Genomic DNA, 20,823 nt, shown 5'->3' with positions numbered 1-20,823 from the left:
TCCCCTTTCCAGACGCCCCAACCCCGCCCTCCCAGGCGGGGTTCGTGCGTTTACGCCTACACAATCTGCCCGGTCTACGCAGCCCAATTCCAGCCAGCCAGCACTACCGGCTAGCCTCTCCAGTATTCCTTAGCACTCCGTCGACTTCATCAGCCCGTTTTTCAATCGCGCCGGTTAAATTACCTTCCCCCAATCGTTTCTCGCTGACGCCCATATTCAGCCTGAAAACACACATTGCCGCTTCTACATCAGACAAAACCCTCCAACGGCATCTCAAAAGTACCAGTTCAGAGCGTCTGAGTTGAGTGTAGGATACTGTATAAACATACAGGTTTTTCCTACGATCGATGTCACCCGCCGCTATTCCTGCCGAAGATATCCATCCGGCGCTCTGGCGAGCTTCGCAGCTTGCGCATGGGCGCGGGAAGACGATCGACACGGGCTATCCGGTACTGTCTGTGGAATTACCGGGCGGCGGTTGGCCGATTGGTGAACTGGTCGATTTGCTGGTCGAGCAACCGGGTATCGGCGAGATGCGGCTCCTGCGGCCCGCATTCAGCGTGCTCGACGAGCGGCCTATCGCACTGATCAAACCGCCGCATATCCCGGATGGACCGGGTTTGAACCATATCGGGCTGTCGCTCGAACGGCTACTGCAGGTCAGAGCGACGAACATCACCGATGCATTATGGTCTGCCGAGCAAATTCTTCAGACCGGCAGTTGCGGTGCGGTGCTGCTGTGGGCGCAGCATGCAAAAGCATCGTCGTTGCGGCGCTTGCATCTGGCGGCCCAGTCATCCGAAACGCTGTTCATCATGGTGCGGCCGCTCGCGGCCGCACAAGACTCATCGCCAGCGCTGTTGCGGTTGGCGCTAAGGCCAGCAGCAGAAGGCCTGATGGTCGACATTGTGAAACGACGAGGTCCCATGCGCGCAGAGCCTCTGTCGATTTCCCTGCAACCCACCCCTGTTCTGTATTCCCGTCATGCGCGTCTTTCTCGCCGTTCACTTGCCGAAACTACCTCTCGAGGTCTTCCAGCCGAAGTGGCTGCGTGAGGACGGAGTCAAAGCGGCATACGGCAGTGCCGTGCTGGAGAAGGGCGTGGTGATCGTCGTCGATCGTGCGGCCCGGGCGGCCGGCGTGCGGCCCGGCATGAAGCGCGCCGGCGTGACGGCATTGTCTGTGCAGACACATCTCTATGAGCGCGACATCACGCGCGAAAACGCGGTGCAGCGCGAAGTCGGCATCGCGTTGATGAAGTTCTCACCGGATGTCGCATTACTCGACGAGGCGACGGTCATCGTCGAAGTCGGTGCGAGTCTGCGGCTCTTCAGCGGCGTGCTGTCGCTGTGCCGGCAGGCAAAGATGCTCCTCGAGACGTTCGGCCTGACCGCACGCATTAGCGTGGCGCCGACGGGCGAGGGTGCCTGGTTACTGGCGAAGCATGGCAACCGGCGAGTACTGCAAATCAAATCGCTTGAACGTGCACTCGCGTCCTTGCCGATGCAGGCTGTGCCGGAGATCCGCCCATTGGCCGACTGGTTCACGGGGCTCGGCTGCGAATCGATTGCCGACGTGCGCCGCCTGCCGCGCGCCGGCTTGCAGCGTCGTTGTGGCGAGCATCTGCTGGATTCGCTGGATCGCGCCTTCGGTTTAGCGCCGGAACTCTTCGACTGGCTCGAACTGCCGCCCACTTTTTCCGCGCGAATCGAATTGCCTGATCGGCTCGAGCATGCGGACGGCGCGGTATTTGCCGCTCATCGGTTGCTTGCACAACTATGCGGCTGGCTATGTGCAAAGCAACTCGCGGCCGCCGCTGTGACGCTGTCTTTCGAACATGAGCGGGGCAGACAGGCGCTTGCGCCGACCCTGATCGAAATCGCGCTCGGCGAACCGGCATGGCGCGAGGATCATCTGCTGCGACTCGTTAAAGAACGTCTGCATCGCATGGAACTGCCGGCGCCGGCCATTGCACTGCGACTCGACGTGACAAAAATCGCATCGGCGCAACCCGCCACCGATAATCTTTTCCCGGAGCCCGGCGGCACGCTGGAAGACCACGCGCGCCTGCTCGAATTGCTGATCGCGCGTCTGGGCGCCGAAAACGTGCTACGTCCCGCGCCAACGGCCGATTACCGGCCGGAAATTGCGAACCGCTGGGTACCGGTCGGCGACCCGGAAAAGAAGATCGCATTGCCGAAGGGTCTGCCGCGCCCGACATGGATGCTGGAGACACCCGTGCGCCTGCTCACGCGTCAGAACCGACCGTTTTACGGCTCACCGCTGCGGATGGTGTCGCCCGCCGAGCGGATCGAAGCCGGCTGGTTCGACGGTGGCTTGATCACGCGCGACTACTACGTCGCGCAAGCCGAAGACCGCAGCTGTTACTGGATTTATCTCGAGCGCGTCAGCAGCCGCGCGGCCGAAGAAGCGCAACGCTGGTTTCTGCACGGCCTGTTTGGTTAACGGAAATACCGGGAACCCGCTGCGGAAGCACGATGGACGATGGACTTAATCGTCCGCGGCCCGGCTGAACACGCCGTAGATCGATTGCAGATGCCGACGGCTGCACTGGGTCATGTCATGTGCACCATGCGTTCTCGCAAGCGGCTGCAACACGCTGACGGCAATCCGCGTCGGCAAGCTGGCTGATGAATGCGGATCGGCAATACCGGAAAACCAGCCCAACGCATAGGCACACGCATTCTGAGCCGGCAGCATAATGGGTCGCTATCCACTTCGGAGTCGAAAAGCATGGGTGAGAGAATCGACGAGGAGATAAGCTTTCGTAGGCTAGAAGTTCTGCTGGCTTTCCTGGAAGGTGGCAGCTTAGGAAAAGCCGCGGAATTACTCGACGTTAGTACTGTCAGCGTTCACCGCGCACTGCACTCTTTAGAGAAAGGCATGCGGTGCAAGCTATTCGAGCATCAGGGAAGACAACTGATACCAACCGATGCCGCGAGGACACTGGCGAGCACCGCGCGTGAGGTGCTAACCGCAATGTCCGTCGGCATTCGCACGGCGCGCGAGCTTGCCGGCTATTCGTCCTCGCTCTTGCGGTTGGGTTCTCTTTACTCGCTGACGCTCGAAACCGTTCCGGCACTCATCGCGGAACTCAAGGCACGCGGAATAGGGCTGGAAGTTGACCTGACACTTGGCTCCAACACGGAGCTAACCGAACTGTTGTCCCACGGTACGCTGGACGCGGCGCTGCTGGCAGTCTCCGACCTGGGAGCGGAATTTCAGTCGATTCCGCTGTTTGAAGATGAGATTTACTTCGCAGCACCTACCGGCTCACGGTACGCAGATCTCGAGACCATCGATCTGCAAATGTGCTCACACGAACCTTTTGTCTCGCTACATGAAGGGTTTGCGACGTATCACGGATTTCATCACGCGTTTCATGTGGCCGGAGCGATACCGACGGTCGTCATGACTGTCGGCGATATATTTTCCTTGACCAGCCTTGTGAGCGGCGGCGTTGGATACACGCTTTTGCCGGGGAGAATTCGCGGACTTTTGAAAGACAAAGTCCGCTTTATTCCCTTGAGCTCCCGCTTCCGGATGAAGCAGAAAATTGGATTAACCTTTTTGAGCATTCGCGAGCGCGACCCCACATTGCTGAAGCTTGGCGTCGCTTGCCGAGCCATCGCGCGGGCAGCTGGCAAAAGTAGACCCCATCCTGACCGGTAATCCGAAGATCGCTACCCAATACTCGACGTGCAACGTTGCTTGCTACTGCACCGTGCCCGTCGCCTTCGCGTTAGCGACTCTCTGAACGGGCTCGGCTTTCGTATGTGAGCCCCAGCGCTGCGCCAGCACAGAGCAGGTCATCAATTGAATCTGGTGAAACAGCATGATGGGCAGAACGATCAGTCCGGCATGGGTGCCGAAGAGTATTTTGGCCATGGGTATTCCGGATGCCATACTTTTCTTCGAGCCGCAAAAGATGATCGTGATTCGATCTTCATCGGAAAAGCCCAGCCACTTGCTGCCGTGTGTCGTCAATAAAAGAGCAATCGCAAGCAACACTGCGTTGGCGATGACGATTCCAACGAGAGCGCCTGCGGAAAGCTGATGCCAGATGCCCTCGTTAACTGCCTCGCTGAATGCCACATAGACGATGAGGACAATCGATCCCTGGTCGACAAAGCGGAGAATTTCCTTGCGCGTATCTATCCAGCGACCGATGACCGGACGCATGAGTTGGCCGGCGACAAATGGCACGAAGAGCTGAAGGACGATGTCGCCCACGGTACTAAACGATGAAGCGCCGCCGTTTGCGTGACTGCCGATAATCAGGCTCACCAATGCAGGGGTAAGGAAGATCCCAAGCAGGCTCGATGCGGAAGCGCTGCAAACAGCTGCCGGGACATTGCCCTTTGCCATTGACGTGAATGCAATAGACGATTGCACCGTCGAAGGCAGGGTGCAGAGAAACAGGATCCCAAGATACAGCCAGGGCTTCACAAAGTGTCCCAGCACCGGATGCAGTGCGATTCCGAGAACGGGGAAAAGCACAAAAGTGCTACCAAACACCGCTGCATGAAGCTTCCAGTTTGTCGCGCCGGCGACGATTGCCTCACGGGACAGCTTCGCCCCATGAAGAAAGAACAGCAAAGCGATAGCAGCGTCTGTCAGGCCGTTAAAAGCGGTGGCTGCGGAACCGCGACACGGAAACAGCGAAGCGAACGCAACGGTACATACCAGCGCCAAGGTGAATTTGTCTGGAAGCAGCTTGCGGAGTGTCATTGCCTTTCCTTCGAACGGGGGGCGGATTTCACCATCTCGTTTGCGGGTTGCGTAAGCGACGCAGTGGAAGACGAGCGGGTGCAGCCCCCAAGTTAAGGCGCAGGCAATGTTCAATCAATCAACGGGATGAGCAGATCTTTACGCGTGGCGAAATGGTTGAAGCTCCGCGTTTTGCACGGCTATCGCGGTGATAGGGTGCGGACCACACCCTGTGAAATTTTCGCCACGGCGCGGAAACAACCGTGACGAAGTGAGCTTGCCGCCCCGCCAGGAGAAAAAGTGGCAGTTCACTAGCTGCGATTTCAGTGTAAAGTACTGTATAAATATACAGGTATTCCCGTGCCAATGTCGCTTGCCGGCGGACCGTTCGGATGACATGCGATGGATACGACGCTGACTTCCTTGCCGGCCTACGCCGAGCTGTTCTGCTTTTCCAATTTCACGTTCCTGCACGGCGCATCGCATGCCGAGGAACTGGCGCAGCGTGCGGCGCAACTCGGTTATGCAGGACTTGCGATCACCGACGAATGCTCGCTTGCCGGTATCGTGCGCGCGCATGTTGCGGCGAAAGAAGCGGGCTTGCCACTCGTTATTGGCTCGTATTTCCAACTGCGCAATGCCGACGGTTCGCCGGCCTTCGGGCTGATCCTGCTGGCACAGAATCGCGAGGGATACGGCAATCTGTCGGAGCTGATCACGCTTGCGCGCAAGCGCGCGCCGAAAGGCGAATACCGGCTAACGCCACACGATCTGTCGCGGCCTGATCGCGAGAATGCCCATCTGCGCGGCATGCCCGATTGTCTTGCGATTCTGGTGCCCGAATTTCCTGCGAAAGAGGAGGCGCTCGAAGCGCAAATCCAATGGCTCGACGAGTCATTTCCGGAGCGCGCATGGGTCGGCCTCGTGCTGCATCAGCGGGCAATGGACGATATTCATCGCGGCTCGGTTGAATACGTCGCAGATCGTCTGCAGGTGCCGGTCGTTGCGCTGGGTCATGTCGTGATGCACGTGCGCTCGCGCAAGCCGTTACAAGACACACTGACGGCAATCCGCATCAGCAAGCCGGTTCATGAATGCGGCTACGCACTTGCGCCGAATGCGGAACAGCATTTGCGTTCGCGAGTGCGCATCGCCAATCTTTATCCCGAACATACGGTACGCGAGACGATCAGCGTGCTCGCGCGCTGCTCGTTTTCGCTCGATACCCTTCGGTACGAATATCCGGACGAACTCGTTCCCACGAGTTTCACGCCGACCGCCTATTTGCGGCATGAGACGTACAAGGGCGCGCAGCGGCGCTTTCCATCAGGCATTCCGTACGAGGTTCAGCAACAGCTCGAACACGAACTCGCACTGATCGCGGATCTGCAATACGAGCCATACTTCCTGACGGTCTATGACATCGTGCGCTACGCACGCAGTCAGAACATTCTGTGCCAGGGGCGCGGCTCGGCAGCCAACTCCGCAGTCTGCTATTGCCTCGGCGTCACCGAAGTGGACCCGGCTCGCGGCAATATGCTGTTCGAACGTTTCATTTCGAAAGAGCGTGGCGAGCCACCCGACATCGACGTCGACTTCGAGCATCAGCGGCGCGAAGAGGTTATTCAGTACATCTACAACAAATATGGCCGTGACCGCGCGGCAATTGCGGCCGCGGTCTCCACCTACCGGCCGCGCGGTGCGCTGCGGGAAACCGGCAAGGCACTCGGCATCGATCCGCAGATCGTCGACAAGGTCGCGAAATCGCATCACTGGTTCGACTCGAGCCGCGATCTGCTCGCGCGCTTCGAAGAGTCAGGACTCGACCCGCAGATACCGCTGATCCAGTTGTGGGCGAAACTGGCGTCGCAACTGCTCAATTTTCCGCGGCATCTGTCGCAGCATTCGGGTGGCTTCGTGATCAGCCGCGGCAAGCTGACGCGGCTTGTGCCGGTCGAGAATGCGGCGATGCCGGACCGCTCGGTGATCGAATGGGACAAGGACGGTCTCGAATCGCTCGGCTTGCTGAAGGTCGATGTATTGGCGCTCGGCATGCTGTCGGCCATTCGCCGTGCGCTGGACCTGGTCGCACAGCGGCGCGGCGAAGACTTCGAGATGCAGTCGATTCCACCGGAGGACACGCCAACGTACGAGATGATTTCACGCGCCGATACGGTCGGTGTGTTCCAGATCGAATCGCGCGCGCAGATGAGCATGTTGCCGCGCCTGCGGCCGAAAGTGTTCTACGACCTCGTTATCGAAGTCGCGATCGTCCGGCCTGGGCCGATTCAGGGCGGCGCTGTGCATCCGTATCTGCGCAGGCGTCAGGGTCTTGAGCCTGAAACGTATCCGAACGAGAACCTGAGAGCCGCGCTTGGCCGCACGCTTGGTGTGCCGATTTTCCAGGAACAGGTGATGCAGGTCGCGATTATCGCGGCCGGTTTCACCCCCGGCGAAGCCGATGAATTGCGCCGTGCGATGGCCGCATGGAAGCGCAAAGGCAACCTGCAGCGTTACTACGACCGTATCGTCGATGGGATGCTCGCACGCGGCTACGAGAAGCGTTTTGCCGAGGCGATCTTCGAGCAGATCAAGGGCTTCGGCGAATATGGTTTTCCAGAAAGCCATGCGGCAAGTTTCGCGCTGCTCGTGTACACGAGCAGTTGGCTGAAGTGCCACGAACCCGAGGCGTTTCTCGCGGCGATGCTCAACAGCCAGCCGATGGGTTTTTACTCGCCATCGCAGCTTGTGCAGGACGCGAGGCGGCACGGCGTCAAGGTGCTGCCGGTCGATGTCACGGTGAGCGGCTGGGACGCATCGCTCGAGATGCTCGACGGCGATGCGCGCCCCGCCGTGCGTCTCGGGCTTTCGCTGTTGCGCGGAATGAAGGATGGAGCCGCGGAGCGCATTGAAATTTCGCGCGCGGTGCGGCCGTTCGACAGCGTGCACGATCTTGCGTATCGTGCGCAACTCGATCGTCGCGATCTGCACGTGCTGGCGGATGCGAATGCGCTGGTGACGCTCGCCGGCAACCGACGCGAGGCGTTGTGGCAATCGGTCGCCGCCGTGCCCGACAAGGACATGCTGGCGGCTGCCGCGGTCAGCGACGAGACACCTCGACTAGGCGCGCCGTCGGAAGCGCAGGACATTGTCGCGGATTACCGGTCAGCGGGCCTGACGCTTGGGCGCCATCCGCTCGAGCTACTGAGACCGCAGTTGCTCGAACACCGGTTGATGCCGGCCGCGACGCTCAACACCTACCGCAACGGCCGGCTCGCGCGCGGCTGCGGGATCGTCACGGTGCGGCAGCAGCCGGGCACCGCGAAAGGTGTGATCTTCGTGACGATCGAAGACGAAACCGGCAATGTCAACGTGATCGTATGGCCGAAGCTCGTCGAGGCACAGCGCAAGGCGTTGCTGAGCGCGTCGCTGCTGGCGGTGTACGGTGTCTGGCAATGTCAGGGCGAAGTGCGGCACCTCGTTGCGCAGCGGCTTGTCGATATGTCGCATCTGCTTGGCGGATTGCAGTCGACGAGCCGGAATTTTTGCTGAGTCCGGTTGCCGCTGTCGTTGCTGTTATTTTGTCCACGGGCCGTGCGCCAACCGGTCGTGGTGCACAACGCCATGCGTCAGCTGCGCCAGCTCAGGCAACGCAACAACGCGGGCGCGCTATGCCGTGGTCTGCGACGCATCGCCGCGCCAGGGAAAATCGGACAGTACCTGCCGGATCGCGACATCGAACGGCGTGCGGCGCCCGATACCGAGCGCTTCGAGTACGCCCGAATCAAGGCGGCAATCGCGCGGACGCGGTGTCGCGTCGGCCGGCGTGTATTGCGGCGTGAGGTGCGCATCGATCTGCAGCGCGTCGGCGAGCCGCCGCGCGATATCGTACTTCGTCATCGGTTCGTTGCCCGACCATTGCGTGATGCCGCACACCGGTGCGCCGCGCAAGTGCCGCTCGATCATTTGCTCAATCACACATGCGACGTCGGGTGTGAAGGTCGGGTAACGGGTCGCCCATGCGTCCATCACAGCAGGCCGCGGGGCTCGATCTGCACACGCCGGATCTGAGTGTCGATCGGTGAGTGGCTGCGCCTGCGCAGAAGTATCGGCCCGCGCGCGCGCCGATGCGGCGATCGCTGGCACGAGGCTCGTCACCGCCGACTCCTGCCAGCTGACGATCGGCCCGTATAGCAATGGCAAGCGCAGGATGCAGCCCGTACTGGTCGACTCAAGAAGCGCCTGTTCGCCTTCCAGCTTGCTGCGACCATAGGCGTTGATCGGCGCAGGCGGAGCATCGTGCTGATAGGGCGGCCGGGTGCCGTCGAACACATAATCGGTTGAAACCGACAGCACCCACGCGCGATGCCTTTGCGCAGCGCGAGCGATCGCACGCACCGCGTCGACGTTCAATGCGTGTGCAAGCGCCGGATCGCTCTCACAAATATCCGGACGGCGCTCGGCTGCGGCGATCACAATGGCGTCCGGCGCCTGCGCGTCGACAAAGCGGTCAATCGCTTGCGTGTCAAGAATGTCGAGCACGACATGCGGCGCCCGGGCGCGCGTCAACGCCGTTTGTACGACCTGCCAGCCTGTCTGCTGCGACAGACGCTGCGCAATCGCGCGACCCAGCAGGCCGGATGCGCCGATCAATGCGATCTTGCCCATGCGCCGCCCGTCTGTCATTGATTTGCGACGGCGACGACCGTGTAGCCCGCGTCGTCGATCGCGTCTTTCAGCGTCTGGACCGGCGCAGCAGATTCGACGGTGACCTTGCCTGCCGCAAGGTCGACCTGGACGCGCGCCGCTGCGTCGCGCTCGCGGATCGCGTGGGTCACGGCCGACACGCAATGCTGGCAACTCATGCCTTCCACGTTGAATTCGATGGTCATTTCGGGTTCCTTCTGCAGAGAGATACGGATGATCGGATTATGCCCATCGATGCCCAACAGGCATGTTGACCTTCCCAACATGGGAAGGTGTAGGATCGGGCGGCATGGTGATGAAAGAGGGGCAAGCGGCATGAATATTGGCGAAGCGGCGCGCGCGTCGGGCGTGACGGCGAAAATGATCCGCTATTACGAAAGCGTCGGTTTGCTCGCAGCCAAGGCGCGCACGCCGGCAGGTTATCGCGTGTACGGGACGCAGGAGGTTCACTCGCTGCGCTTTATCCGCCAGGCGCGGCGCCTCGGCTTCCTGGTCGACGACATTCGCCGTCTGCTGGCGCTGTGGCACGACCGCTCCCGGGCGAGCGCGGAAGTCAAGACGATTGCCCTTGAGCATGTGGCCGAACTCGACCGGCGAATTGCCGAACTGGCGGAAATGCGCGACACGCTCGCTCATCTTGCCGACCACTGCCACGGCGACGATCGACCCGATTGTCCGATCATCGAGACGCTCGCAGCCATCGATGGAAAGCTGGGCAGCAACGGATGTCACGACCACGACGGATGAGCCATCGATGGGTAGGGAGGGCGATGGAGATGGGATTCGCCACGAGTGCGTCAACATGCACTTAATCGGTGCAAATTGGCATGGAAGGTTTCCCTGTCGCCGGCCTGCAGTTGGAAAACGTATCAGAATCAACCGTTTGCTCTGACAAAAACGGTGCATTGTTCCAAATTTAAATGCACAGAATTCAGGCATTTCACTAGCATAAGCGCGCCGAACGTCTATAATGCGGGTTAACCCTCTTACGGGAAATCCCTGATGTTCGACCCACCGGGGATTCATACTGATCCTTGGAGAAACATCATGATCGCGTTTGTCATCGAAAAACTGAGCAACTGGTTCGAAAGCGCAGAACAAAGCCGCCGCGAAGCGTATCTCGCCGAGTCGACCGATATCGTCCAACTCGAACAGCGGATCCGCGCGCTCGAAACCAATGGTTATACGCTGTAAGCCAGTGGTAGGCGAAAGCCTGCGTCGAAGCGAAAAAAGCCCCGCCAAGCGGGGCTTTGTCATGACTGGCACCCGTACACTCAATATTCACTAGTCTGAACGTTGCCACTGCGGTAAGGTAAAGCACTTTTTTGTGTGGACTTCGTCGCATTTCGCGCGAGGCGTTTGTCCCACTTGAAGTTGCCTCTTAATCTGATCTGCCCGTCGCCTATGCTCAAGGTCCGTTCGACCCATTTGGTGATCACCGCCGCAGCCTCGATGCTGCTGGCGCAGGCATTCGCGGCTTCGTCTGCGTTCGCGGCATCGGGCGGACAGCCGCTGATCCTCGACTCGCAACACGGCATTAGCGATGGCCAGAGCGGCACCGTGCTGCAGAACGCGCCGCTGTCCCAGCAGCCGATCGTGCAGGCGACGCCGGCAGCCCAGCCTGAGCAGCTGGCGCCGTACAATAATTCTTCGACGCCGATTTATGTGGCGCCGTACATCAATTTGCCGACGAACGCCGGAAAGCCGCCGCACTCAGGCGGGCCGCGTCCACAACCGCCGCGTCCGGCCCCACAGCCGCAGTAGCACAACCCACCGGCCAAGGCACCCCGGACTGCGTTAGTCCGGCCGAAATTCGACCTTGAATTGCGCCGCCTTGTCCTGTCCCAATGCTTCGACAAGCCACGGCATCGTGTCCTTCATTGCCTGGGGCAGCGTGAACGGTGGATTCAGTATGAACATGCCGCTGCCGAACAGCCCGAATCCATCGGTCGGCGGGCTGCCGACGGTCAGCGATACATGCAGCCAGTTTTTTTCCTGCAGCCGCTTGAGTTGGTCCGCGAAGCGCTGCGATTCGGGCCGCGCGACCTGTGGATACCAGATCGCGTAGGTTCCGGTGGCAAAGCGCTTCAGGCTCTCTTCGATGCAAGTCAGCGTGCGCGCATAGTCGCGTTTGTCTTCGTACGACGGATCGATCAGCACCAGCGCACGCCTGGGCGCCGGCGGCAGCAGCGTCTTGATGCCGTCAAGCCCGTCTCCCGCGAAAAGCATGGCCCGCCGGCCCGCGTCGCGAAAGTTGTGGCGGAGTACCTCGATTTCGGTGCTGTGCAGTTCGAACAGGCGCATCCGGTCCTGTGCGCGCATCAGACGATACGCGAGATAGGGCGAGCCGGGATAGTAGCGAAGCTCGCCGTCCGGATTGATCGCGCAGACTTCCTCGACGTAGTCGGCGAGCACGGGCGGCAGGTCATCGCGCTTCCACAGTTTCGCAATACCGCTTGTGGATTCGCCGGATTTTGCCGCGTAGCCTTCCTTTAGCGCGTACACGCCGGCGCCCGCATGCGTGTCGATGTACCAGTACGCCTTGTCTTTCTGACCGAGATAGCGCAGCAACTGGACCAGCATCGCGTGTTTCAGAACGTCAGCGTGATTGCCGGCGTGAAAGGCGTGTCGATAACTGAGCATGGTGGAATCCGGGGCGGGTGTCCAAAAACATATTAGGCACGTGCCGGCCGTTCCGACCGGTGACGCATGTACCGCGCGTTGCCGGTTCACGCAACGCGGGCGCGTATTGTAGTACGCGACGCCGCATTGCGGTCCACTAAAACGTTATGCTGAACTAGCCAGTGCCCGGAGCCGCGCGCTCCCCGAGCATGCGACGCATTCGCTCAATTGAACGAGTCGCCGATGATCGCTTCGATGCGCTGCTTGATCTCCGGCGTGATCTTTGACGTAACGTCTTGCGCCTTCATGTTCTCGCCGATCTGTTCGACGCGCGACGCGCCGGTAATCACCGTGCTGACGTTCGGGTTCGTCAGGATCCACCCGATCGCCAGTTGCGCGAGCGTGCAGCCGAGTTCGTTTGCGACTTCACCGAGCTTGCCCACAATGCTGTTCTTGCTCGCGTCGGTCAGCGAATGACGCAGCCAGTCGTAACCTTGCAGTTCGGCGCGGCTACCGGCGGGCACGCCGTTGCGGTATTTGCCAGTCAACAGGCCCGAAGCGAGCGGACTCCAGGTGGTCAGGCCGAGGCCGATGTCTTCGTAGAGCCGGCTGTATTCCTCTTCAACGCGTTTGCGGCAAAACAGGTTGTATTGCGGTTGCTCCATGACAGGCTTGTGAAGGTGATGCCGTTCGGCAATTTCGTAGGCCGCGCGAATTTCATCCGCGCTCCATTCCGACGTGCCCCAGTACAGCGCCTTGCCGCGCGTGATCATGTCGCTCATCGCCCATACGGTTTCCTCGATCGGCGTATGCGGATCGGGCCGATGGCAGAACACGAGATCGACGTAGTCGAGCTGCAGGCGTGCAAGCGAGGCGTCGATGGCGTTGAGCAAATACTTTCGATTGAGCGTGTGGTATTGGTTCGGTGCTTCATTGAGGCCCCAGAAGAACTTCGTGGAGACGACATAGCTGACGCGCGACCAACCGAGTTCCTTGAGCGCATGCCCCATGATTTCTTCGGACTGGCCGCCTGCATAGACTTCCGCGTTGTCGAAGAAATTGATGCCGGCATCGCGTGCCGCCGCGAGCGATTCACGCGCGACGCGGCGATCCACCTGATTGCCGTAAGTGACCCACGAGCCGATCGACAGCTCGCTGACCTGCAGGCCGGAGCGGCCAAGACGACGATAGTTCATGCAATTCCCCTTCTGGTTGTCCAAAACTGCGTGAAAACCGCTTAGCTTAATCCGATTCCGCTCAGCACGTGATCGGTGCTTTACGCGTTCAGCTTCATGCACAATAGCAGCGCTGGCCGCGGTGCAACATTCGTCCGGACGGGATATGCCGTTCGGCTAGCTTCACGGCACACGCGCGCCATGGTTTCATTGTTCATCTACTGCATGGAGGTTCGGGATGTCGTCATTGAATACGAGTCTGAAAGGCAAGGTCGCGGTCGTCACCGGCGCGGCTAGCGGTATCGGCAAACAGATCGCGTTGACGTTGTCGGAAGCCGGCGCCGCCGTCGCGATCGCCGACCTGAACCAGCAAGGCGCGAACGCGGTTGCCGATGAAATCAAAAGCGCGGGCGGCAAAGCGATTGGCGTCGCGATGGATGTCACGAACGAAGACGCGGTCAATCAGGGTATCGACAAGGTTGCCGCCGAGTTCGGTTCGGTGGATATCCTGATTTCAAACGCCGGCATTCAGATCGTTAACCCGATCGAGAACTACGCGTTTTCCGACTGGAAGAAAATGCAGGCGATCCACGTCGATGGTGCGTTCCTTACCACCAAGGCCGCGCTCAAGCACATGTACAACGGCGATCGCGGCGGCGTCGTGATCTACATGGGTTCCGTCCATTCGCATGAAGCTTCACCGCTCAAGTCGGCGTACGTTGCCGCCAAGCATGCGCTGCTCGGACTTGCGCGCGTGCTTGCGAAGGAAGGCGCGAAGCACAATGTGCGTTCGCACGTCGTTTGCCCGGGCTTCGTGCGCACGCCGCTTGTCGACAAGCAGATCCCCGAGCAGGCGAAGGAACTCGGCATCAGCGAGGAAGAGGTGGTCAAGCACGTGATGCTGGGCGGCACGGTGGACGGCGTGTTCACCACCGTCGAAGATGTGGCGCAGACGGTGTTGTTCCTGTCCGCGTTCCCGACGGCGGCATTGACCGGCCAGTCGTTTATCGTCAGCCACGGCTGGTATATGCAATAAACAGGGAGAGCACGAATGGCGCAACGCAACGTCAAGGAGGCCCGCGCAGGCGTGGCCGGCGAGGATAACGGTCAGCATGCGGGCGCCGCAGCCGGCATCGGCGCAAGTCGGCACCTCGAACTGCCACAGTACGAGACGGTCGCGCTGATGCTGCAAGGCGGCGGCGCGCTCGGTGCGTACCAGGCAGGCGTGTATCAGGGACTCGACGAGGCCGGCATCCTGCCGAACTGGATCGCCGGCATTTCGATCGGCGCGTTGAACACGGCGATTATTGCCGGCAATGCGCCCGAGCACCGGATCGAGCGGCTGCGCGAGTTCTGGGAGACCATCTGCCAGCCTGCATTTGGGCCGCCGTTGCCGCCATTCGTCGAGCACGCGTTCTTCAACTCCACCGACACGGTTCGCAAAGCATTCACGGCGATGCAGGCGGTGGGGGCGATTGTCGACGGGCAGAAGGGCTTTTTCGTGCCGCGTTTTCCGCCGCCGCTGCCGACCGTGTCCGGGCCACCGCAACTGGCCAGCTACTACGACACGACGCCGCTCAAGGCAACGCTCGAGCGGCTCTGCGACTTCGATCGCATCAACTCGGGGGAAACGCGTGTGTCGATCGGCGCGGTCAATGTCGGCACCGGCAACTTCGCCTACTTCGACAACACGCACCCAGGCACGACGCTCAAGGCGGAGCACTTCATGGCGTCCGGCGCGCTGCCGCCCGGTTTCGGCGCGGTCGAGATCGACGGCCAGTACTACTGGGATGGCGGATTGATGTCGAACACGCCGCTCAATCAGGTCGCGCAGACGACGCCGCGTCGCGACACGCTCGCGTTCCAGGTGGACTTATGGAGCGCGGTCGGCCCGGTGCCGGACAACGTCACCGACGTGCAAGGGCGGGTCAAGGACATTCAGTATTCGAGTCGTACACGCCTTGTCACGGACATGATGCAGCGTACGCAGCGCTTCCGGCATGTGCTGCGCGAGCTGCTAGACCGCGTCGGGCCCGAACATCGCAATGATCCGTGGTGCAAGCTTGCCGAGGAACTGTCGTGTTCGAAGCGCTACAACGTGATCCACCTGATCTACCGGAACAAGGAGTATGAAGGGCACTACAAGGACTATCAGTTCGGCTTGTCGACGATGCACGAGCACTGGCAAAGCGGACTCGAGGACATTCGCGCATCGCTCGCTCAGCCCGGCTGGCTCGATATGCCGGACAACGACTCGGGCTTCATAACGCACGATATTCATCGCGACATGCGTTGATGCTTGCAGGTTTGCAGCCCCGGCGCCGAAGCTGGCAAAGGTGTTCGTTCGGGCGTTTCCATTGAAGCAGGCGTGGGGCGAACCGAAACGGAGCAAAAGCAAAAAGTGGCGACAAGAAGTGGCGACACGCAGGGGCAATAAAAAGCGAAATGAAAGGACGCGAAACAAAAAAGCGGCACTGACTCTACAGTGCCGCTTCCGCTTCCGCTTCCGCTTCCGCTTCCCGCATCGGTCCGGACCGATCGAACGGTCCGGCCGGGCGCATGTGCCGCTTTACTTCAACACGCGCGCAATCGCGTTCGCGACCACATCGAGGTTGCGCGTATTGAGCGCCGCGACACAGATACGGCCGGTGCTGACCGCATAAATGCCGAACTCTTCACGCAGCCGATCGACCTGCGCGGCCGTCAGGCCCGAGTACGAGAACATGCCGCGTTGCACGTTCACGAAGCTGAAATCGCGGTCCACGCCCGCCGCCTGCAGACGTGCGACGAGGCCGTTACGCATGGCGCGAATGCGGTCGCGCATTTCGCCGAGTTCCGTTTCCCACGTCGCACGCAGTTCCGGCGAGCCGAGCACAGCGGCGACAACCGAGCCGCCGTGCGTCGGCGGGTTCGAATAGTTGGTGCGGATCACGCGCTTCAGTTGAGACAGCACGCGCGCGGTTTCTTCCTTGCTGTTCGTGATGATCGACAGTGCGCCGACGCGCTCGCCATACAGCGAAAACGACTTCGAGAACGACGACGAGACGAACACGTTCAGTTCCGACTGTGCGAACAGACGCACTGCGGCTGCGTCCGCATCGATGCTGTCGCCAAAGCCCTGGTACGCGATATCGAGGAACGGCACCAGCTGACGTGCCTTCACGACTTCGACGACCTGGCGCCACTGGTCGGCCGTCAGATCGACGCCGGTCGGGTTGTGGCAGCATGCGTGCAGTACGACGACCGTGCCCGGCGCATAACTGTTGAGGGCCGTCAGCATGCCTTCGAAATTGACACCGTTCGTTTTTGCGTCGTAGTACGGATACGAGACCACGTCAAAACCCGCGCCTTCGAACAGCGCGCGGTGGTTTTCCCAGCTCGGGTCGCTGATCGCGACCTTGGCCGCCGGGTTCAGACGCTTGAGAAAATCTGCGCCAATTTTCAGCGCGCCGGTGCCGCCGAGCGCTTGCGCCGTTACCACGCGGCCGGCCGCGATCAGCGGCGCGTCCTTGCCGAGCAGCAGTTGCTGGACCGCTGCGTCATAAACGGCGATGCCTTCGATCGGCAGATAGCCGCGCGGCAGCGCTGCTTCGATACGTGCCTTTTCCGCATCGCGCACTGCGCGCAGCAGCGGAATCTTGCCTTCTTCATTGGTGTAGACGCCCACGCCGAGATTGACCTTGGTCGGGCGCGGATCGGCATTGAAGGCTTCGTTCAGGCCCAGGATCGGGTCGCGGGGGGCAAGTTCGACAGCGGAAAAGAGAGACATGATGGTTCGGCAGTAGTGAATAGAGAGACGGCGACGGAACGGCTTCTGAAATGGCATCCGGCCATGGCAACCGGATGTGGACAGCCGGCGCAACTTGCCATTGTAGCGAATCCGCACGCGTTTTTAGGCGCAAATCTGTTGGAATGCTGCGCGATGGCCATATATGCGACCTGCCGTTATCGGGCGCCGGCCGACCGCGTGCGCGGTGCGCGGCATGTTTGAGTGCCGGACCGCCGAGGCCCGCCGTATCGACAAAGTGCTGGAAAGTCGTGCCAATCGGCCCTTGCCTGCAACTCGCTGCACCTAACCTGCGTTCCAACGCCCAGCCCCGCCGCTTCGCAAATCGCTAAAATAGTCGTTTGCTTCCGGCCCAGGATGCCGCCCATGTCCGAACATCACCTGAGTGAAGTCAACGATACGCTGGACGAATCCAAGTTCGTCGAGTTCGAAGACTCGCCGTTTAGGCTCTATCAGCCGTATCAGCCGGCAGGCGACCAGCCGACCGCCATCGAGACGCTCGTCGAAGGCATCGAGGACGGGTTGTCGTTCCAGACGCTGCTCGGCGTGACCGGCTCCGGCAAGACTTACACAATGGCGAACACGATCGCGCGGCTCGGCCGCCCGGCCATCGTGTTCGCGCCGAACAAGACGCTCGCCGCGCAGTTATATGCGGAGTTTCGTGAGTTCTTTCCGCGCAACGCGGTCGAGTACTTCGTGTCGTACTACGACTACTACCAGCCGGAAGCGTACGTGCCGCAGCGCGACCTGTTCATCGAGAAAGACTCGTCGATCAACGAGCATATCGAGCAGATGCGTCTGTCGGCGACCAAGAGTCTGATGGAGCGCCGCGACGTGGTGATCGTCGCGACCGTATCGGCGATCTACGGTATCGGCAATCCGTCCGAGTACCACCAGATGATCCTCACGCTCAGAACCGGCGATCGGCTCGGGCAGCGTGAGGTGATCGCGCGGCTGATCGCGATGCAGTACACCCGAAACGAGGCGGATTTCCAGCGCGGCACGTTCCGCGTGCGCGGCGACACGATCGATGTGTTTCCGGCCGAGCACGCGGAAATGGCGGTGCGCATCGAGCTCTTCGACGATGAAATCGATACGTTGCAACTGTTCGATCCGTTGACAGGCCGCGTGCGTCAGAAGATCCTGCGCTTTACCGTCTACCCGTCGTCGCACTATGTGACGCCCCGCGAAACCGTGATGCGCGCGGTCGAAACGATCAAGGACGAACTGCGCGAGCGACTCGAGTTCTTCCACTCGCAGGGCAAGCTCGTCGAAGCGCAACGCCTCGAACAGCGCACGCGCTTCGATCTCGAGATGCTGCACGAACTCGGCTTCTGCAAAGGCATTGAGAACTACTCGCGGCATTTTTCCGGCGCATTGCCAGGCGAGCCGCCGCCGACGCTGGTCGATTATCTGCCGCCCGACGCGCTGATGCTGCTCGATGAGTCGCACGTGCTGATTGGCCAGTTGAACGGTATGTACAATGGCGACCGCGCGCGCAAGGAAAATCTCGTCGACTACGGTTTTCGTCTGCCGTCGGCGCTCGACAACCGGCCACTCAAGTTCAACGAGTTCGAGCGCAAGATGCGCCAGGTCGTGTTCGTATCGGCGACGCCCGCCGACTACGAAAAGAAGACCGCCGGCCAGGTGGCCGAGCAGGTCGTGCGTCCGACCGGACTCGTCGACCCGGCAATCGAAGTGCGTCCGGCGCGCAGCCAGGTCGACGACGTGCTTGGCGAGATCAATGAGCGCGTGAAGGCTGGCGACCGCGTGCTGGTCACGGTGCTGACCAAGCGCATGGCCGAGCAGCTGACCGAATTCCTCGCGGACCACGGCGTGAAGGTGCGTTATCTGCACAGCGATATCGACACCGTTGAGCGCGTCGAAATCATCCGCGATCTGCGTCTTGGCACCTTCGACGTGCTGGTCGGCATCAACCTTTTGCGCGAGGGGCTCGACATCCCGGAGGTGTCGCTGGTCGCGATTCTCGACGCGGACAAGGAGGGCTTCCTGCGCGCCGAGCGCTCGCTGATCCAGACCATCGGCCGCGCGGCGCGCAACGTGAACGGCAAGGCGATTCTGTACGCGGACACGATCACCGACTCGATGCGTCGCGCGATCGACGAAACCGAGCGGCGGCGTGCGAAGCAGATCGCGTACAACGAGGAAAGGGGCATCGTGCCGCGCGGCGTCGTCAAGCGGATCAAGGACATCATCGATGGTGTCTACAACGCCGACGAAGCGCGCACCGAACTGCGCGAGCAGCAGCAGCGCGCGAAGTTCGAGGATATGTCCGAAAAGCAGCTTGCGAAGGAAATCAAGCGCCTCGAAAAGCAGATGATGGACTACGCGAAGAACCTCGAATTCGAAAAGGCCGCGCAAGCGCGCGATCAACTCGCGTTGCTGCGCGAACGCGTATTCGGCGCGAACGTTGGCGACCATCTGACGGGCACCGACTGACGATGGGACATCCTGTTCGTTTGCGGGGCATGCGGCGTCATGCCGCATCGGCGTTCACCCTGCGGAACTCCCTCGACAGAATGACCATAAGCTTCCCGTAAACCCCTGACGCGACGGGGTTTCCCGCGTATTTGCATTTGTCCCGGAACCAGAAGAGTGATACACTCGCGACAAGTATTGAGAATGGTTCGCATTATCGTTCTTTACTATTTTCGCAGTCAGGTTGGAAGCTTTGGAATGGGTTGTCGCAGCGGGTCGTGACGGCTCGCTTCATTTAAAAAAACAAAGGAGTTTCAATGCGCGTTTCGTCAATTTTGTGCGGCGGTGTTTTCGCTGCCGCCGTGGCTGTTGTTTTGCCGGCCGCGGCTGCCGAGTACCCGATCGGCAAACAGCAGATTCAGGGTGGCATGGAGATCGGCGCCGTGTATCTGCAACCGATCACGATGGACCCGGAAGGCATGATGCGCAAGGCATCGGATTCGGACGTTCACCTCGAAGCCGATATCCATGCGGTCAAGAACAATCCGACCGGTTTCGCCGAAGGCGACTGGATGCCGTACCTGCAAGTGCATTACGAACTGACGAAGAACGGCTCGAGCTGGTCGCAGAAGGGCGATCTGATGGCGATGGTCGCGAACGATGGTCCGCACTATGGCGACAACGTGAAGCTGTCGGGACCGGGTAAGTACCACCTGAAGCTGATCGTCGAGCCGCCGATGCAGATGGGCCATATGGCGTTCGGTCGCCACGTCGACAAGGAAACCGGCGTGGGTCCGTGGTTCAAGCCGTTCACGCTCGACTACGACTTCACGTTCGCGGGCATCGGCAAGAAGGGTGGATATTGAGCGAGTCGCGTCGATGAGCCGTTGCGTCGAGCTGCGGTTCTGACTAGCGGGTCGAACGGGGAATGTGCGGCGCGCATAGCACGTTCTTAAGTGAAGCTTCAGGGATCGTGCATGAGACTTAACAACAGGATTGCGCTTTTCGCAATGACGGTGTCGCTGGCTTGTTCTGCCGCTTGGGTCGACGTTGCACACGCAGCCGATTTGCCGACGTTCAAGCTCGAGATGAGCGACGGCAAGCTGAACCCGGCCCGGATCGAAGTGCCGGCGGGTCAGCGCATCAAGATCGAAGTGCACAACGTCGGCAAGGGCGCGGCTGAGTTCGAAAGCGTCGAACTGCGCAAGGAGAAGGTGTTGGCGCCGGGCGCGTCGTCATTCGTCGTGATCGCGCCGCTGTCGCCAGGTGAGTACAAGTTCTTCGACGATTTTCATCAGCAGGCGCAGGGCGTGATCGTGGCGAAATAACAAGGCCGTGTTCGGGCATCCGGTCGGCGGCTCA

General features: G+C 60.7%; 18 protein-coding genes. 12 read left to right on the top strand and 6 right to left on the bottom strand.

The genetic code is table 11. The annotated features are described in order from the left end of the window. Nucleotides 1-347 precede the first annotated feature (347 nt). The 3 genes from imuA (at nucleotide 348) to HV796_RS33030 (ending at nucleotide 3,693) form a co-directional block, all read left to right on the top strand. Nucleotides 348-1,055 (top strand): translesion DNA synthesis-associated protein ImuA, encoded by a 708-nt coding sequence (gene imuA, locus HV796_RS33040; RefSeq protein WP_175232102.1) that lies wholly within the window; start codon nucleotides 348-350, stop codon nucleotides 1,053-1,055. Further along, the gene (locus tag HV796_RS33035; RefSeq protein WP_175232101.1) at nucleotides 985-2,466 is read left to right on the top strand and encodes a Y-family DNA polymerase; all 1,482 of its coding nucleotides are present in this window, start codon (nucleotides 985-987) and stop codon (nucleotides 2,464-2,466) included. Before imuA ends, HV796_RS33035 begins: the two co-directional genes overlap by 71 nt. Before the next feature lie 288 nt (nucleotides 2,467-2,754). Next, on the top strand, nucleotides 2,755-3,693 hold the full coding sequence (locus tag HV796_RS33030; protein WP_175232100.1) for a LysR family transcriptional regulator: 939 nt from the start codon (nucleotides 2,755-2,757) through the stop codon (nucleotides 3,691-3,693). 42 nt (nucleotides 3,694-3,735) lie between these two features. Here the strand turns inward: HV796_RS33030 and HV796_RS33025 are convergent, their stop codons facing one another. Beyond that, nucleotides 3,736-4,752, bottom strand: coding sequence for a bile acid:sodium symporter family protein (locus HV796_RS33025; RefSeq protein ID WP_175232099.1), 1,017 nt, complete (start codon nucleotides 4,750-4,752; stop codon nucleotides 3,736-3,738). A gap of 381 nt (nucleotides 4,753-5,133) precedes the next feature. Between HV796_RS33025 and HV796_RS33020 the strand changes: the two genes are divergently transcribed. Next, nucleotides 5,134-8,283: an error-prone DNA polymerase gene (locus tag HV796_RS33020; protein ID WP_175232098.1), complete on the top strand. Its 3,150-nt coding sequence runs from the start codon at nucleotides 5,134-5,136 to the stop codon at nucleotides 8,281-8,283. A gap of 117 nt (nucleotides 8,284-8,400) precedes the next feature. On the opposite strand, the gene HV796_RS33015 is transcribed toward HV796_RS33020, so the two are convergent. Both HV796_RS33015 and HV796_RS33010 read right to left on the bottom strand, forming a co-directional pair. Then, a complete protein-coding gene (locus tag HV796_RS33015; protein WP_175232097.1) occupies nucleotides 8,401-9,399 on the bottom strand; it encodes a dTDP-4-dehydrorhamnose reductase family protein in 999 nt (332 codons plus the stop codon). Between the two features lie 14 nt (nucleotides 9,400-9,413). Continuing rightward, a complete protein-coding gene (locus HV796_RS33010; protein WP_175232105.1) occupies nucleotides 9,414-9,623 on the bottom strand; it encodes a heavy-metal-associated domain-containing protein in 210 nt (69 codons plus the stop codon). A gap of 130 nt (nucleotides 9,624-9,753) precedes the next feature. On the opposite strand from HV796_RS33010, the gene cueR reads away from it, so the two are divergent. The 3 genes from cueR (at nucleotide 9,754) to HV796_RS32995 (ending at nucleotide 11,202) form a co-directional block, all read left to right on the top strand. Next, nucleotides 9,754-10,185 carry a Cu(I)-responsive transcriptional regulator gene (cueR, locus tag HV796_RS33005; RefSeq protein ID WP_175232096.1) on the top strand — a complete coding sequence of 144 codons (432 nt, stop codon included), beginning with the start codon at nucleotides 9,754-9,756 and terminating at the stop codon, nucleotides 10,183-10,185. A gap of 300 nt (nucleotides 10,186-10,485) precedes the next feature. Beyond that, on the top strand, nucleotides 10,486-10,632 hold the full coding sequence (locus tag HV796_RS33000; protein ID WP_175232095.1) for a DUF3563 family protein: 147 nt from the start codon (nucleotides 10,486-10,488) through the stop codon (nucleotides 10,630-10,632). 174 nt (nucleotides 10,633-10,806) lie between these two features. Continuing rightward, on the top strand, nucleotides 10,807-11,202 hold the full coding sequence (locus HV796_RS32995; RefSeq protein WP_377694686.1) for a hypothetical protein: 396 nt from the start codon (nucleotides 10,807-10,809) through the stop codon (nucleotides 11,200-11,202). Nucleotides 11,203-11,235: 33 nt separating this feature from the next. Here the strand turns inward: HV796_RS32995 and HV796_RS32990 are convergent, their stop codons facing one another. Beyond that, entirely contained in the window at nucleotides 11,236-12,081 is an 846-nt protein-coding gene (locus HV796_RS32990; protein WP_175232094.1) for a 23S rRNA (adenine(2030)-N(6))-methyltransferase RlmJ, read from the bottom strand. A gap of 203 nt (nucleotides 12,082-12,284) precedes the next feature. Beyond that, nucleotides 12,285-13,256 carry a potassium channel beta subunit family protein gene (locus HV796_RS32985; RefSeq protein ID WP_175232093.1) on the bottom strand — a complete coding sequence of 324 codons (972 nt, stop codon included), beginning with the start codon at nucleotides 13,254-13,256 and terminating at the stop codon, nucleotides 12,285-12,287. Between the two features lie 217 nt (nucleotides 13,257-13,473). On the opposite strand from HV796_RS32985, the gene HV796_RS32980 reads away from it, so the two are divergent. Continuing rightward, nucleotides 13,474-14,271, top strand: a complete 798-nt coding sequence (locus tag HV796_RS32980; RefSeq protein ID WP_175232092.1) for a 3-hydroxybutyrate dehydrogenase — start codon at nucleotides 13,474-13,476, stop codon at nucleotides 14,269-14,271. 15 nt (nucleotides 14,272-14,286) lie between these two features. After that, the gene (locus HV796_RS32975) at nucleotides 14,287-15,531 is read left to right on the top strand and encodes a DUF3734 domain-containing protein (protein ID WP_175232091.1); all 1,245 of its coding nucleotides are present in this window, start codon (nucleotides 14,287-14,289) and stop codon (nucleotides 15,529-15,531) included. A 273-nt stretch (nucleotides 15,532-15,804) separates the two neighbouring features. On the opposite strand, the gene HV796_RS32970 is transcribed toward HV796_RS32975, so the two are convergent. After that, nucleotides 15,805-17,004, bottom strand: a complete 1,200-nt coding sequence (locus HV796_RS32970; protein ID WP_175232090.1) for an amino acid aminotransferase — start codon at nucleotides 17,002-17,004, stop codon at nucleotides 15,805-15,807. 384 nt (nucleotides 17,005-17,388) lie between these two features. Here HV796_RS32970 and uvrB point away from each other — a divergent pair, with 384 nt between their 5' ends. The 3 genes from uvrB (at nucleotide 17,389) to HV796_RS32955 (ending at nucleotide 20,789) form a co-directional block, all read left to right on the top strand. Beyond that, nucleotides 17,389-19,482, top strand: coding sequence for an excinuclease ABC subunit UvrB (gene uvrB / locus HV796_RS32965; protein ID WP_175232089.1), 2,094 nt, complete (start codon nucleotides 17,389-17,391; stop codon nucleotides 19,480-19,482). A gap of 296 nt (nucleotides 19,483-19,778) precedes the next feature. After that, nucleotides 19,779-20,327 carry an iron transporter gene (locus tag HV796_RS32960; protein WP_175232088.1) on the top strand — a complete coding sequence of 183 codons (549 nt, stop codon included), beginning with the start codon at nucleotides 19,779-19,781 and terminating at the stop codon, nucleotides 20,325-20,327. A gap of 144 nt (nucleotides 20,328-20,471) precedes the next feature. Then, nucleotides 20,472-20,789 carry a cupredoxin domain-containing protein gene (locus tag HV796_RS32955; protein ID WP_377694696.1) on the top strand — a complete coding sequence of 106 codons (318 nt, stop codon included), beginning with the start codon at nucleotides 20,472-20,474 and terminating at the stop codon, nucleotides 20,787-20,789. The last annotated feature ends 34 nt before the right edge of the window (nucleotides 20,790-20,823 follow it).

Origin of the sequence: Paraburkholderia humisilvae (assembly GCF_902859855.1) — a bacterium.
GTDB lineage: Bacteria > Pseudomonadota > Gammaproteobacteria > Burkholderiales > Burkholderiaceae > Paraburkholderia > Paraburkholderia humisilvae.
Note: the sequence above shows the minus strand (reverse complement) of the source record. Positions and strands in the feature narration are given on the sequence as shown.

What these genes read in the sequence shown, in the direction of transcription:
- HV796_RS33030 (WP_175232100.1), top strand. Translation starts at nt 2,755, where the DNA reads ATGGGTGAGAGAATCGACGAGGAGATAAGCTTTCGTAGGCTAGAAGTT.
- HV796_RS33015 (WP_175232097.1), bottom strand. Translation starts at nt 9,399, where the DNA reads ATGGGCAAGATCGCATTGATCGGCGCATCCGGCCTGCTGGGTCGCGCG.
- HV796_RS32960 (WP_175232088.1), top strand. Translation starts at nt 19,779, where the DNA reads ATGCGCGTTTCGTCAATTTTGTGCGGCGGTGTTTTCGCTGCCGCCGTG.
- HV796_RS33020 (WP_175232098.1), top strand. Translation starts at nt 5,134, where the DNA reads ATGGATACGACGCTGACTTCCTTGCCGGCCTACGCCGAGCTGTTCTGC.
- HV796_RS32985 (WP_175232093.1), bottom strand. Translation starts at nt 13,256, where the DNA reads ATGAACTATCGTCGTCTTGGCCGCTCCGGCCTGCAGGTCAGCGAGCTG.
- HV796_RS33010 (WP_175232105.1), bottom strand. Translation starts at nt 9,623, where the DNA reads ATGACCATCGAATTCAACGTGGAAGGCATGAGTTGCCAGCATTGCGTG.
- HV796_RS32975 (WP_175232091.1), top strand. Translation starts at nt 14,287, where the DNA reads ATGGCGCAACGCAACGTCAAGGAGGCCCGCGCAGGCGTGGCCGGCGAG.
- HV796_RS32980 (WP_175232092.1), top strand. Translation starts at nt 13,474, where the DNA reads ATGTCGTCATTGAATACGAGTCTGAAAGGCAAGGTCGCGGTCGTCACC.
- HV796_RS32970 (WP_175232090.1), bottom strand. Translation starts at nt 17,004, where the DNA reads ATGTCTCTCTTTTCCGCTGTCGAACTTGCCCCCCGCGACCCGATCCTG.
- uvrB (WP_175232089.1), top strand. Translation starts at nt 17,389, where the DNA reads ATGTCCGAACATCACCTGAGTGAAGTCAACGATACGCTGGACGAATCC.
- HV796_RS32955 (WP_377694696.1), top strand. Translation starts at nt 20,472, where the DNA reads ATGACGGTGTCGCTGGCTTGTTCTGCCGCTTGGGTCGACGTTGCACAC.
- cueR (WP_175232096.1), top strand. Translation starts at nt 9,754, where the DNA reads ATGAATATTGGCGAAGCGGCGCGCGCGTCGGGCGTGACGGCGAAAATG.
- HV796_RS33035 (WP_175232101.1), top strand. Translation starts at nt 985, where the DNA reads ATGCGCGTCTTTCTCGCCGTTCACTTGCCGAAACTACCTCTCGAGGTC.
- HV796_RS33025 (WP_175232099.1), bottom strand. Translation starts at nt 4,752, where the DNA reads ATGACACTCCGCAAGCTGCTTCCAGACAAATTCACCTTGGCGCTGGTA.
- imuA (WP_175232102.1), top strand. Translation starts at nt 348, where the DNA reads ATGTCACCCGCCGCTATTCCTGCCGAAGATATCCATCCGGCGCTCTGG.
- HV796_RS32990 (WP_175232094.1), bottom strand. Translation starts at nt 12,081, where the DNA reads ATGCTCAGTTATCGACACGCCTTTCACGCCGGCAATCACGCTGACGTT.
- HV796_RS33000 (WP_175232095.1), top strand. Translation starts at nt 10,486, where the DNA reads ATGATCGCGTTTGTCATCGAAAAACTGAGCAACTGGTTCGAAAGCGCA.